General features: G+C 40.9%; 11 protein-coding genes. 5 read left to right on the top strand and 6 right to left on the bottom strand.

The window, feature by feature from the left end; translation table 11 throughout:
• Window positions 1–300: 300 nt before the first annotated feature.
• Window positions 301–1,527: a peroxiredoxin family protein gene (locus ACXIUD_RS12630; protein WP_458053008.1), complete on the top strand. Its 1,227-nt coding sequence runs from the start codon at window positions 301–303 to the stop codon at window positions 1,525–1,527.
• A 55-nt stretch (window positions 1,528–1,582) separates the two neighbouring features.
• Here ACXIUD_RS12630 and ACXIUD_RS12625 read toward each other — a convergent pair whose 3' ends face one another.
• Together ACXIUD_RS12625 and ACXIUD_RS12620 are read right to left on the bottom strand one after the other, a co-directional pair.
• A complete protein-coding gene (locus ACXIUD_RS12625) occupies window positions 1,583–3,007 on the bottom strand; it encodes an SLC13 family permease (RefSeq protein ID WP_458053007.1) in 1,425 nt (474 codons plus the stop codon).
• 53 nt (window positions 3,008–3,060) lie between these two features.
• Entirely contained in the window at window positions 3,061–4,035 is a 975-nt protein-coding gene (locus tag ACXIUD_RS12620; protein WP_458053006.1) for a polyprenyl synthetase family protein, read from the bottom strand.
• Window positions 4,036–4,256: 221 nt separating this feature from the next.
• Here ACXIUD_RS12620 and ACXIUD_RS12615 point away from each other — a divergent pair, with 221 nt between their 5' ends.
• Genes ACXIUD_RS12615 through ACXIUD_RS12605 form a run of 3 tightly spaced genes read left to right on the top strand, consistent with a single transcriptional unit; the run spans window position 4,257 to window position 8,316 of the window.
• Window positions 4,257–5,954, top strand: a complete 1,698-nt coding sequence (locus tag ACXIUD_RS12615) for a 1-acyl-sn-glycerol-3-phosphate acyltransferase (protein ID WP_458053005.1) — start codon at window positions 4,257–4,259, stop codon at window positions 5,952–5,954.
• Window positions 5,932–6,993 carry an NAD(P)H-dependent glycerol-3-phosphate dehydrogenase gene (locus ACXIUD_RS12610; RefSeq protein ID WP_458053004.1) on the top strand — a complete coding sequence of 354 codons (1,062 nt, stop codon included), beginning with the start codon at window positions 5,932–5,934 and terminating at the stop codon, window positions 6,991–6,993. The genes ACXIUD_RS12615 and ACXIUD_RS12610 overlap by 23 nt, the downstream gene beginning before the upstream one ends.
• A 12-nt stretch (window positions 6,994–7,005) precedes the next feature.
• Window positions 7,006–8,316, top strand: a complete 1,311-nt coding sequence (locus ACXIUD_RS12605) for an APC family permease (protein WP_458053003.1) — start codon at window positions 7,006–7,008, stop codon at window positions 8,314–8,316.
• Window positions 8,317–8,684: 368 nt separating this feature from the next.
• Here the strand turns inward: ACXIUD_RS12605 and ACXIUD_RS12600 are convergent, their stop codons facing one another.
• Window positions 8,685–9,809 (bottom strand): sugar phosphate isomerase/epimerase family protein, encoded by a 1,125-nt coding sequence (locus ACXIUD_RS12600; RefSeq protein WP_458053002.1) that lies wholly within the window; start codon window positions 9,807–9,809, stop codon window positions 8,685–8,687.
• A 231-nt stretch (window positions 9,810–10,040) separates the two neighbouring features.
• Here ACXIUD_RS12600 and ACXIUD_RS12595 point away from each other — a divergent pair, with 231 nt between their 5' ends.
• The gene (locus ACXIUD_RS12595; protein WP_458053001.1) at window positions 10,041–11,195 is read left to right on the top strand and encodes a PQQ-dependent sugar dehydrogenase; all 1,155 of its coding nucleotides are present in this window, start codon (window positions 10,041–10,043) and stop codon (window positions 11,193–11,195) included.
• A 69-nt stretch (window positions 11,196–11,264) separates the two neighbouring features.
• Here the strand turns inward: ACXIUD_RS12595 and ACXIUD_RS12590 are convergent, their stop codons facing one another.
• From ACXIUD_RS12590 to ACXIUD_RS12580, 3 genes are read right to left on the bottom strand one after another with little or no spacing between them, the layout of a single operon-like run.
• Window positions 11,265–11,648, bottom strand: a complete 384-nt coding sequence (locus tag ACXIUD_RS12590; RefSeq protein ID WP_458053000.1) for a hypothetical protein — start codon at window positions 11,646–11,648, stop codon at window positions 11,265–11,267.
• A 45-nt stretch (window positions 11,649–11,693) separates the two neighbouring features.
• On the bottom strand, window positions 11,694–13,346 hold the full coding sequence (locus ACXIUD_RS12585) for a M56 family metallopeptidase (RefSeq protein ID WP_458052999.1): 1,653 nt from the start codon (window positions 13,344–13,346) through the stop codon (window positions 11,694–11,696).
• Window positions 13,346–13,720 (bottom strand): BlaI/MecI/CopY family transcriptional regulator, encoded by a 375-nt coding sequence (locus ACXIUD_RS12580; protein ID WP_458052998.1) that lies wholly within the window; start codon window positions 13,718–13,720, stop codon window positions 13,346–13,348. The genes ACXIUD_RS12585 and ACXIUD_RS12580 overlap by 1 nt, the downstream gene beginning before the upstream one ends.
• Window positions 13,721–13,792: the final 72 nt, after the last annotated feature.

The following is a 13,792-nucleotide window of genomic DNA, read 5'->3' as shown; positions in this document are numbered from 1 at the left end:
TTTCGAAAAAATCTCAATAATTTAACTTGAGTATCAGTTGCTTGAGGCTTTTAGTTAAGCTAAAAAAACCTAATCAAAAAATCAAAAAACGCATTTTTTGAATCAAAATCAGGGGGTTAAAGAGACTTTTTAACCGACTGTTTAAAAGTGGGGGAAAAGTGGGAGAATTTCCCACTTTTTTTTAAGTTTTAGAGAAGTTTTCACAAAATATGGTGGACACCTTCCATATAATTCCTATTAGTTTGCTAGGATGATTGGGAAACATTGAAGTAATTTTGGGCTGCTTTATTTCAAATAGCTATGAAAAATCAAGTGTTTGTAGGCTTATTGCTAAGTTGGGTTCTTTTCAGTTGTCAAACCAACGAGAAATCCACCTTAGAACTATCTGGAGATTGGCGTATGGAATTGGTCATCAGTCCAGATGTTATTCCATTCCAACTTATCTTTCAGGAAAGTGGAGAAAAGTGGGAGGTATTTATCAAAAATGATCGGGACATCCACCATTTTGATGAGATCTTAATCAAAGAGGACTCTATTTTCATTCCCATGGGCGTCTTTGACAGTGTGCTTAAATTAAAACTGGAAAACGATGATGCCATCAGTGGAGGGTTTATCAAAAACTTTGTGCCTGATTACTTCATCCCTGTGCAAGGATCAAAGGGATTTAGCAGTAGATTTTCTGTCACTACTGAGCCTTCGGTCGATTTTTCGGGTAGGTGGAAGGTCAGATTCAGCAAAGCAGATGGAGACGGATACGATGCTATCGGTTTATTTCAGCAAAATGGCAACCGAATCAGCGGGACATTTCTTACCCCACTTGGTGATTATAGATTTTTGGAGGGAAATGTTTCAGGAAATGAAATGCTCTTAAGCACCTTTGATGGAAGTCATGCATTTTTATTCCAAGCTACGGTATCGGAAGAAGGTAAATTATTAGGAACATTCAGAAGCGGTCCACGCTACAGGGAAACCTTTACTGCCGTTCGAAATGAGACATTTGAATTGCCCGATGCCTACAGCATGAACTATCTCAAAGAAGGTTACGACCGCATAGAATTTGAATTTCCTGATGTCAACGGAACGATGGTTTCTTCCAATGACCCTAAATTCCAAGACAAAGTAGTACTTATCCAATTATTTGGTACTTGGTGTCCAAATTGCGTGGATGAGACTCGCTTTTTAGCCCCTTGGTATGAGCGAAATAAGGATAAGGGAATTGAGATTATCGGATTGGCTTTTGAAAGCAAAGCAGATTTTGCTTATGCAAGCGAGCGTGTCAAAAAATCAATTGAACGACTAGAAGCAAACTATACCTTCCTAATCGCAGGCAGCAGCAACAAAGAAGAGGCTTCCAAAGCTCTACCCGCCCTCAATCAAGTAATTGCATTTCCTACCTTAATCTATTTGGATAAATCAGGCACCGTCAGAAAAATCCACACAGGCTTCAACGGTCCCGGCACAGGTGCCTACTACGAACGATGGATTGAAGAACATGAAGCTTTTATTCAAGAGTTATTGAATGAATAAAATGAAAACCGCCATTGTATCAAATTCAATTTCACAATGGCGGTTATTTTTTTGATTATTTAAAGATCAACGCATACACCAATACCAACCCAAAACCTAGGACAGGACCAACAAGCATCATCAAAATACCTCCAGGTCTAAAACTTTTTTGCTCTACCAGGCCAGTGGAAAATGCTATGGCATTGGAAGGTGTAGAAACAGGAAGTAACAATGCACAAGAGCAGCTAATGGCAATAATCAAAGGTGTAGCTAATCCCCACATCCCCGGTAATGCCAGCCCTAGTGGGACCAAGATGGATGCTGCCGCGGTATTACTCATGATATTAGAGATAGACACCCCAACAAAGGCAAAAATTGCAGCCACTGCAAATACAGGTACTGGTAAGGTAGAAATACTTTTCATGATAATATCCGTCAAGCCAACATCTACCATCGCAATACCCAAAGCCAAACCACCAGCTACCAACATCAGGGTATCCCAGGGTAATTTACGCACATCCTCAGCCCGTACTACTTGCAGCATGGTCAACAATACGATTGGAATAGCCGAAGTCGCTGCAATAGGAAGACCATGAATGGGTTCGGTCAACCAGGCTGACACTGTTACAATCAAGGTGAAAATCACAGCATTTTTTTCAAATTTTGGGCGATTATCAGGACGGGACTTGGTGATTTCCGACATATCCAATTTGATTCCATCCAATTTGAGGGTCTTTTTCAAAAACCACCAAAACAAGTACAAAGTGATAAACGCCAAAGGAATTCCAAAAATCATCCAATCGATAAAGGTAATGTTGATGCCCTCTTTTTGAAGCGCACCAACGGCTATTGCATTCGGTGTACTACCGATAATGGTACCCATCCCTCCCAAAGTAGCTGCTGCCGGAATACCCACCATAAGCGCTTTAGAGTAAGGTGAGTTTTTACCCAACATCCGTACTACTGGAAGTATTGATGAAATCATCATAGCGGTAGTAGCGGTATTAGACATCACCATACTGGCCACTCCGGTCATCAGCATCAAGCCCAATAAAAGCCGATTGGGCTCGGTACCAAATCGTTTGATGGTCATCTTGAAGAGATCGCGATCCAAGCCCACGATACTCATCCCTTCCGCTAGAAAAAAACCTCCCAACAACAGCCAAATCACGTTACTGGTCCATGTCCCGAGGTACATTTCCACAGGCTTTTTGGCATCTTCCAGGATATAATCCGTCCCAAATCCCAACAAAATTCCCGTAAAAATAAATATCCCAACAGCAAAAGGCGGAATAGCTTCGGTCACCCAAAGCCCTACAGCCAAAACTGCCAGGAAAAAGACATAATTCACCTCTTGTCCGTATCCAAGATTACTGAATAATGAGGTGGTAATAATCGCCAGAATGAAGTTACCGGCAAAGGAGGTGGTAGCCCAGACCCATCCGTATTTTAATTTACTATACAGACGGGCGGCTGCCCTGCGGGAATCTGTGTGTGACATGAAAAATAGGTTTGATCGACAATAAATTTACGATAAACCTTTTTGAAAAAAAACTATTTCTTCCTTTCTATTGTATAGCGAACTAATGATTCCAATGAAGTTTTGTACTCCGATTCAGGAAACTCTTTCAATAAATCTAAGGCTTCTTGGAAATAGGTATTCATCACTTGCGAGGCATAATCCATCCCCCCTGATTTTTTTACAAATTCAATTACCTGATTAACAGCTTTTTTATCCTCGTTTTTATTCCGAATAAGGTAAATGATTTTCTTCTTGTCCAACCAAGACGCATGGTTTAAGGCATAAATCAAAGGCAAAGTCATCTTCTTTTCCTTGATATCAATACCAAGTGGTTTACCTATTTCATCTTCCCCGTAATCAAATAAGTCATCTTTGATTTGGAATGCCATACCTACTTTTTCCCCAAATAAACGCATACGCTCGATTACCTCTTCGGATGCCCCAGTGGTAGATGCACCTACGGCACAGCAAGAAGCTATCAAACTTGCAGTTTTTTGTCGAATAATGGTGTAATAGACTTCTTCTGTGATATCTAGCTTCCGAGCTTTGGCAATTTGTAACAACTCCCCTTCAGACATCTCTCTTACTGCGTGGGATACAATTCTAAGAAGCTCAAATTCCCCATGATCTACCGAGAGGAGCAATCCTCTTGACAACAAATAATCACCAACCAATACAGCAATCTTATTTTTCCATAAGGCATTGACGGAAAAAAATCCTCTCCTGTAGTTAGCGTCATCCACCACGTCATCATGGACCAAAGTAGCTGTATGAAGTAATTCTATCAAAGCTGCACCTCTGTAGGTGGATTCCTGAATTCCCCCACAAACTCCAGCAGTCAAAAACACAAACATAGGGCGCATCTGCTTCCCCTTACGTCTGACGATGTAATTGGTAATATGATCCAATAACTTGACCTTACTTTTCATAAAGTCACGGAATTTTTTCTCAAATTCCACCATTTCAGAAGAAATGGGCGCTTGTATTTGCTTCAGGTCAGCTTTCATAGGAAATTAACGATGCAAGTATACAACGGAATAAAGCGCTGTCAAAAAAGCGTATGGAATATTTATTCGGTGTAATGCAATAATTTGCAACTTTCAAATAGAATTTAAGACGATCAGATAAGATTATCACACATACTTAAATCAACTTCTCGGTAAAAAGTTCTATTCAAAGCCTTCTATTTTTTTACTATCTTTGTTTTTACCCAAAAAGAAATCCTGCATTGGAAACCGAATACATCAAACATAAATACGAGCCAATTTTACCCAAAAAAGACGAATGGCCCGTTGTCCGCTTGAGTAAAAACCGAAAGGATTTTGTTAAAAAAGTGGCAGAATCCAGTAAAAAAGCCATTTTAGAAATTACCAATGGTCAGGTGGATTTGCTAAAAGAGGAGCTTGAGACAACTCTTTACAGGGAAAAACAGCGGATTAAACAAAATCCTTGGGACGTAGATCCGGAGGACGATTACGATTTTTGGAATGATGTCAAATCCGCATTAGTCCAGATATCCGCTGATACTGCGCTATCAAAAGCAGAAAAAAAAGAGCAATACATTACCATACTCGATAGAATCACTAACCGATACGCAGAGGAAATTGCCAGTAACTTTGTACACTCACATTACAAACTGACAAGAAGGATGGTGACTTTCGGTTTTGGGCGATTGCTCAATGCTGCTCGTGTGAAAGGATTTAAATCACTCTTTAGTAATCAGTATTCGCTTCAGGACAAAATTCAAATTGTCGGCGCTACAGACGAAATTCGGGAACTTGCATCCAAAGGAACCATCGTGATGGTCCCTACCCATTTTTCCAACTTGGACAGTATCCTTATCGGTTGGATTATCTCGGTATTGGGACTACCTCCATTTATTTATGGTGCAGGGCTCAACCTTTTCAATATTCAGATTTTCGCCTATTTTATGAATGCACTTGGAGCTTATAAAGTAGACCGAAGAAAAAAGAATTTACTGTATTTGGAGACCTTGAAAACCTATTCTTCAGAGGCAATCCAGTATGGTGCGCATAGCTTGTTTTTCCCGGGAGGTACGCGCTCTCGCAGTGGAATGATTGAGAAAAAATTGAAAATGGGATTGCTAAGCACTGCCATCGAAGCGCAGCGGGTGAATTATCAAAAAGGATTAACAGATGTTGGCGGAAAAGTATTCATTGTACCTGTTACCATCAATTATCACTTTGTATTGGAGGCTCCTTCGCTGATTCAGGAATATCTTACAATCACAGGACAAGAACGGTATTATAGAGAAACGGATGAATTTTCCACTTCCTATAAAATCTCCAAGTTCTTGGTGAAATTTTTCACCAAAGGCTCGGATATTTCTGTCTCCATTGGAAAAGCAATGGACATCATGGGCAACTATGTGGATAATGATGGTAATAGTTATGACAAAAACGGCCGAATCATCCACACACAAGACTACTTCACTTACAACGGAAACGTCAATGTCGATCCACAAAGAGAAGAAGAATATACCAAGCGTCTTGCTGATCGAATTGTCGAAGAATTCCATAAAAATAACCGGGTCTTCAGCTCACATTTGGTAGCATTTACTGCCTTTCAAATGATCAAAGCAGAAAACAGAAAACTTGATTTATTCAACTTGCTTCGATTACCGGAAGAAGAAATTGAATTGGATTATGAGCTTTTCAAACAAAAGTGTGAACAAGTGCTGAACCGAATCTTGGAACTAAAATCCGAAGGTAAAGTGAATACAGCACCTCATTTGATGCAAGAAATGGATTTACTTATTGCCCATGGGTTAGACAATGTAGGCATGTATCATGCCAAGCGTCCGCTTATTCGAAACCAAGTGGGTAATATCGTCACCCAAGACATGAATTTACTTTATTTCTATCACAATAGATTACATGGATATGAGCTCGAAAAACTCTTCTAAACCCAAAGCAATTGGCGTAGTGGGCATGGGTAGTTTTGGTACAGCCATAGCCAATATACTTGCAGAAAAAAGTCAGGTCATTGCATTCGTTCGAAGAACGGACCTGGTGGATGAAATTAACCAACAACATTCCGTGGATGGTCAATCCATTCATACAAACATTCAGGCTACTCAAGACCCAGCATTTATTTGTGAAAACTGTGATGTGCTGTTTTTCATGGTGGCTTCCTCTGGTTTTCAGGCAGTGATTCGCTCGTTTGCGCCCCATCTCTACCCCTACCACATGATTATCCATGGTACGAAAGGCTTATGTCTTTCCTTACCATCAGGGGAATCTTTGGAACAATTACCAAAAATCAAACGGGAAAACATCTTGACGATGAGCGAAGTCATTCTCCAGGAGACCGTCGTCGTTCGTGTTGGTTGTCTGGCTGGACCGAACCTTGCGAGGGAGTTGATGCTAGGACATCCGGCAGCTACCGTTATTGCCAGTCCTTACAATGAGGTCATCTTGGAAGGGCAGCGGCTGTTACGATCAGAGAAATTTCAGGTTTATGGAAATTCAGATATCATAGGTGTCGAGCTTTCAGGTGTGCTTAAAAATATCATTGCAATTGCTGCAGGTGCTTTGGCAGGTATGGGTCTTGGGGAAAATGCCAAAGGGCTTTTAGTATCCAGGGGTATGGTAGAAATGGCCTACCTTGGAAATGCCCTTGGTGGAAGCATCAAATCCTTTATTGGCTTGGCAGGAATCGGTGATTTGGTCACGACTTGCAATTCTACCCTTTCCAGAAACTACACGGTTGGTTACAGATTGGCACAGGGCGAGAGTTTGACAGCAATCGAACAAACCATGCAAGAAACTGCTGAGGGCATCAATACTATCAAAGTAATGAAAGCCTTTTTGGAAGGAAAGGGCAATATGCGCGCCCCAATCACCGAAAACCTATACAAGGTGCTTTTTGAGGACCTTAAAATTGAAGAAGCCCTACAATACCTGATGAAATATCCATTCAGTGTAGACGTGGATTTCCTCTAAAAACAAATCACCTTGGAGCAGAAGACAACCTCACTCAAACGTGGCATACAGCGCTGGGATTTAGTATTCCTCATCATCAATTCTGTTATCGGAGCGGGAATATTCGCCCTACCTGCAAAGGTTTTTGCATTATCAGGTGTGTATTCCATTGCTGCTTTTTTGGTCTGCGCCTTGGTGATGGTTGTACTGATTTTGGTATTTGCCGAAGTCAGTTCACGCTTTGATAAAACAGGAGGACCATACCTTTACGTCCATACAGCATTTGGACCCATCCCCGCTTTTATTATTGGATGGCTATTGATGTTGACCCGCCTATTCAGCTATGCTACATTGATTAATTTACTGATTCTATACCTCACTTTTTTTTCGGGCTTTTTTGCACGAGAGGAAGTCAGGATAGGCATGATTCTATTGATTACAGGCATCATCACCTATTTCAACTGGATTGGTGTGAAAAATACTGCTAAAGTGAGTAATGTATTGACAGTTGCGAAGTTGATACCATTGGCTTTGTTTATAGTTGTAGGTTTCTTTTTTATCGATACGGATCTTTTAGAACCTGGACCAATACCTAGTTTAACAGATTTCTCAGCATCCACCTTGCTTTTGATATTTGCTTTTGGAGGGTTTGAAGCAGGATTGGTGAATAGCGGTGAAATTGTCAATCCTAAGAAAAATCTGCCTTTCGGATTGATGATGGCAGCTACTATCATCGCTTGTTTTTATATTTTGATCCAAGTGGTTTCCATAGGCACGCTCCCCGATTTAGCAAGTTCCGAAAAGCCTCTAGCAGATGCTGCCAATCAAATGCTGGGATACTGGGGAGGAACATTTATCACGATTGGTGCAGTGATATCTATTTTGGGGACATTAAATGTACAAATCTTGAGTGGCTCGAGACTCCCATTTGCCCTCAGTGGTGAAGATCAATTGCCCGCCATTTTTGGGAAAATCCATCCAAAGTTTGCAACCCCCCATATTTCCATTGTATTCTTTGCGAGCTTGGTGGCATTCGTAGCAATTGTTTGGGGATTTATGAACTCCCTGGCCGTATCCGTAATTGCAAGATTGATCCTATACGCCTTGGTATGTGCCTCTTTAATTAAACTACGAAAAACTCAAACTAGCAAAGATTATTTCCGAGTGCGATACGGAAACACCCTGGCAATTATAGGAATTCTTGCCACCATCTGGCTTCTATCAGGCACCCAAGCCAAAGAGATATTGGACACCTTCCTCTGGACAGGAATAGGAGTGGTTATTTTTGTGATCCACAAGTGGAAAGGAGAGAAGAGAGCCGAGAAACGAGAAGCGAGAGATTAGACTTTTTGTAACGTCCTGAAAATTCTTGACATTTTTTTTATAATTCTTCAATACTTAAACAAAGTCTCCGATCCCAGCGGGATCAAATATTTATAGTTACAATACATCTCGGAATAGGTTCGACTCCGAACGGAGTCGAATGTCGCTAGCTGCAAATAATTTAGCTATTAACATGTGACCTCTTCGAGGTCGGGATTTTGGCTTTAAAAACATTTGCATACCCTGTGTTCAAACAGCGTTTTTATGCAACTTGATAAAGAATGACAATCCTCTATGATGTTCATTTTTAGTTCTTGTTTCTTGCTTCTTGCCTCTTGTTTCTTGTTTCTAAACTCTCGCTTCTCATCTCTCGCATCTCGCTTCTAAACTCACCCCAACTCCTCCATCGTCACCACGGGCACATCTTTTCTCTGCACATCTTGCAACGGTTCTACCATAGTTTTAGGATACACAAATCCATCTTCGGTCAATGGATACAGTAAAGGGGCTAGGTTATTGACCGCAGCTTTGATTCCTTGCATGATAGCACCCATGTTACCTGTTTGCTTAGAAAGCTTAGCTTCATTTTCGATTTCAAACGGTCCCGTAAAACCCTTTTGCTGCAAGACTTCCACAAAAGCCCTCCAATCCAAATGATCTCCCAATCCGAATCCTGGTAAAGTAGCCTCATAATGGTGTCGATCCCAAGGATTTGTTGAAATAGGTACTCCAGCTTTAGCTGCCAAATCGGGATTCACCCGTTGCATGGCGTACATATTCCCCCAAAAAGGATCGGAGATATTCCGAGTTGACTTCACGTGAATACGCTTCAATCGAGCCATGTCGGTATGCTGAATCACTGCTAGCGGATCGGTATGTTGCCATATATCATGGGAGGGGTCATAAATTTCTCCATGATTTTTATAAGGAATTAGTTCGTACATCAACTTTCTGGCAGCCAACACTCCAGACAAATTATTAAAAGTACCCCAATAACCCGAGGACCTCCAGCCTTCCATAGGACAGTTTTCATACAAAATACTCACTCCCAAATCATCTGCATAGCGGATTATCGGCTCAAAAACCTTTTGGTATTCCAGCAAATTCTTTTCGAATCCGTTTTCCTGAATGCCCAATTCATGATTGTAGCCTACGAAGGTGCCTACCTTTACGTCGTTTTCATCTCCTCCGAGTAAATAGGCCATACGAATCAAGCGGAGCAGATGATTTTGATTCGATCTGCGCTGAACAGGATCCCCTCCTATCAGATTATCAAAAGCACCAATTGATAGCCGAAGATTGGCTCTATTGAATTTTTCCAGAATCACTTGAGCAGCATCCGTATCAAAGTTTTCATAATCCAAATGTGTGGCAACAAAGTCATTTCTCGTGCCATCTTTTCGAAAAACACACAGATCCAATCCCTGAGCACCAGCCTCTTGAGCTTTAAGAATCGTTTGGTCTAAGTTGAGCTGATCAAAAGTCGAGCTCATAATCCAGATTTGGTTATGCATAGCAATCCATGTTGTAATGAAGCTAAGTTACTTTCCTCTAGTCAAAATCAAAAGCCTTCAAGGTCAAAACCTTTCCGTCTATCAATTGATTCGAACAAAATGGCCCAAAAATCAGTACTTTTACAAGTGAAAAAGACATCCAATCGACAAAAAATACGATCAACTATCACTTGAATCCTATTGATTCAGATGGTTAGCATCACATAAAACTGAATAACAAATCACAAACTCATGAAAAAAAGAAGATACTTGACTTTATTAGTGGCAGGGCTGATAGGCTTCAGTGCTGTATCCTGTGCGGACAAAGAACCTACCATTACTGCTGAACCTGATCCATTTGCAGTCAGTTCAGAGAAACTTAGCTTTAAAGTAGATACCCTATACACTGATTTCATCAGTCCTTGGGGAATGACTTGGTTACCTGATGGACGCATGTTGGTAGTAGAACGGGCTGGGGAAATGTTGATTTTTGACAATGACAAATTCACAGGGGATAAAGTCAGTGGACTTCCCCAAGTAAGGGAAATCAATCAGGCTGGTCTGTTGGATGTGACTTTACACCCAGATTATGCTTCCAATGGCTGGATTTATTTAGCCTACTCACGAACTCAGGGAGATGGAGAGGTTTTGGTTATCGGTCGAGGCAAACTATCCGGCACCAACTTCTCCGATTATGAGGACATCTATGTCTGTGGACCGGAATGGAGAGGTGGAAGACACTTTGGCTCTAGAATTGTTTTTGACAATGATGGTTACCTGTTCTTTGCTAACGGCGATAAAGGTTCTAGACCAATGAATGCACAAGAACTAGATAATGATCATGGTAAAGTGCTTAGATTGCATGACGATGGCAGAATCCCAGCTGACAATCCATTTGTCAATGAACCAAATGCCAAAGGAGCTATCTGGAGTATTGGGAATAGAAATATCCAAGGGATGGTTTATGACAAAGCCAATAACAGACTTTGGGCTGTAGAACATGGGCCAAAAGGCGGTGATGAGCTGAATTTGATCGAAAAAGGTAAAAATTACGGATGGCCAGTGATTTCTTACGGCATAAATTACGATGGCAGTATTCTGACAGAGTTGACCGAAAAAGAAGGAATGGAGCAACCTGTGACCTATTGGGTGCCTTCCATCGCTACTTGCGGAATGGCATTGGTGACTTCCGATAAATACCCTACCTGGAAAGGAAACTTGCTAGTAGCTGGATTGGCAGGAATGCAGATTGCGAGATTGGAGCTAACCGGAACAGAAGTAACACACGAAGAAACCCTACTGAGCGGTATTGGTCGAGTACGTCAAGTATCCGAAAGCCCTGATGGCTATATTTATGCCTTAGTAGAAGCTACCGGCTTATTAGTTAAATTGATTCCACAAATCTGATGGCAGTTTTGTGAATTAAATAAATTCAGAAGGAGGTCAATTGACCTCCTTTTCTTTTTTAGATTCAAATTATTTCTTACCTGATTGCTGCTGATTCTTTAGCAATTGTTGCAGTTCTTCCTGCAACAGTTTCATCTGTTGCTGCAATTCTTTCATTTGCTGCTCATTTTCCTTTTGCCAATTTTGCAATTGTTTTTGAAGCTCTTCCAAAGCCGGTGTATTAGCTTCTTGCCAATCTTTGAGCTTTTGCTGATTCAGCTTCAACATCTCCTTCAATTCCTTGGTTCTGATTTCAGAAAACTCACGCTGCTTTTGAGTAGACTCTTGTAGACTTCTCACCAAGTCTTCAATATCAATCAGGTTTTTGTCGGCATTTTTGAAGTAGAAGTTTGATCTGCTTTGGTTTACTCTTACACTATCTGAAAAAAGATTTTTAATCCCAAGAGAGTCCATTGTAAAACGTATACTGCGACCCTTGTTCCCAAAGAATAAACTATCCTATTGAAAGTTCTCAAAAACAAACGTCTGTACCTTGCTTAGTGAGTCTAACTTGTAAAAAGGAAATACTACCACACTGTCTGCTTTTACTATTTTCGCACGTAGATTTTTTGAGTCCAGCAACAAAGTATCAGACAGATTATGAATAACAATGCTCTGTACCTTCCGAATATTTTTTGTGGTATCCGAACTTGGGAATGTAATCCCTCCATTGAAACTCGGGATAGATATAGGCTTTAGTGGCTGAATTGTAATCGGCTTAAGGTTTAAGTCAGGTATGGGTTCAAAAGAAGCCTGAGGTAAAGAGGCAAAACCACTAAGTCCGGATAAACCCGATAAATCCGCAAAGGGTACAGCACTAACAGATTCAAAAGACGAAACCGAGTAAGTGTTGAAGCCCCTCCGTTGAACGGCTACTGCTGTAATAGGCTTATCTGACGCCTTAGACTTAGCAACCTCCACAGCTGGTACAGTCAGAGGTTCATTAGGGGAACTAGGGATTACCTTTTGAATGGGAGGTATAGTATCCCTCGCTTCAACTTCTTGTAGTTGAGCAATTAGTTGTTCTTCTACGACAGTTTCTTCCAAATCAGCAGGAATACTATTGACTGGTTGATTCATTCCCAGGAGGAAAACAGAGATAATGATGGTTGTGATCATGGTAAGTGTGGTTAAAGTAGTTGGTTGAGATGGAGAGCTCTGAACTCCCAATAATTTTTTGATGCGTTCTAAGGTTGGATGTTTTGGTTTGCTTGCGGCCATGGCAAATTCTGGGACAGCATGATTTAGCTGAAACGAAGCTACAGTAGCTAGACCAAAGGCCAATTCTTGGGGAGCTACCCCTTGGGCAATTGCCCACTCATCAGCGGCCAATTCCCGCTGCCTTCGGATTTCCTTAGTAATCCACCAACAAATAGGATGGAAAAAGAAGATGTTTTCTGTCATTACCTGCAAAAAATTCCATAGATAATCTCTTCGCTTGACATGCGCCAGCTCATGCATAAGGATAGCTTCCAACTGGTTTGGATTCATTTGAAAAAGCAGGGCAGACGGAATAAGAATGATGGGTTTCAGTACTCCAAACGTTAGCGGAACTCTTACAAACTTGCTACTATAGATTCCCACCAAAGAACTGAGTTTAGCAGTTTCCAAAATACGATCGAAAAGTTCTTGCCACCGCTCATTCAATTGCTCCACAGGCTTTTGACGAAGATTTCTGAGGCTACTCCAACCCATAAAGGTCCTCCACAAGAAAAGAAAAACACCCAAAAGCCATCCTTTTACCAACAATGGAATATAAGGACTAACATACTTCTCCAAATAGGTGATGCTATCAATAGTGGACGGATTATGGGCTTCTATAATAACAGATTCCAAATCAGCTTCATAACCAAATTCGGAAGTGAAATTTTCGGTTGGTATATCAATAGTCAAGTCAATGTACCAAGTAAAAGTGATGGCTGCCATCAAGGGAATCAATCCTATACAAATCATACCAGCTAGGTATTTCTTTGTCGCTGAAAGATTTTTTCCAAAAAACAGAAGTCCCCAAAAAAACAATCCCACCACTGTGATTTGCCAAATGGAATGAATCAACATCCATCCAAAGGCCTCTTGAATTTGAGGAGCTATCAATGAAGTAAACAATTCCATTAGCTCGTTTTTTCCATGTGATCTAAAAATGCCCGAATTTCATCAATTTCTTCCTTGGTCGGCTTACCTTGACCAAGCGCCTGTAATACTAAATCTTTGGAAGAACCTGCAAAAGCAGCAGAAACAAAACTCTTGATCAAGGTCTGCTGCGTATCTTTTTGCGCTACCGCAGGAAAATACACATGGGTACGATTGGCCTCGTCCCTCCCCAACATACCTTTGCTATGCATGATTTGCATTATCTTCAAAGTAGTGGTATAACCTGTCTCCTTGGTTTCAGCTAATTTTTCATGGATTTCCCGAACCGTTGCTTTCCCCATTTGCCACAGCAAGGCCAAAACTTCTAACTCAGCCTCAGTAGGTTTGCTCTCCATAAGTCTACGATTTTATTCGTACAAATATATACGATAAAAATCGTAGTCAAAATTTTTTTCAAACTTTTTACT

The organism is Mongoliitalea sp., from assembly GCF_054166905.1.
The sequence above is the reverse complement of the archived record's forward strand: the minus strand, read 5'-3'. Positions and strand labels throughout refer to the sequence as shown.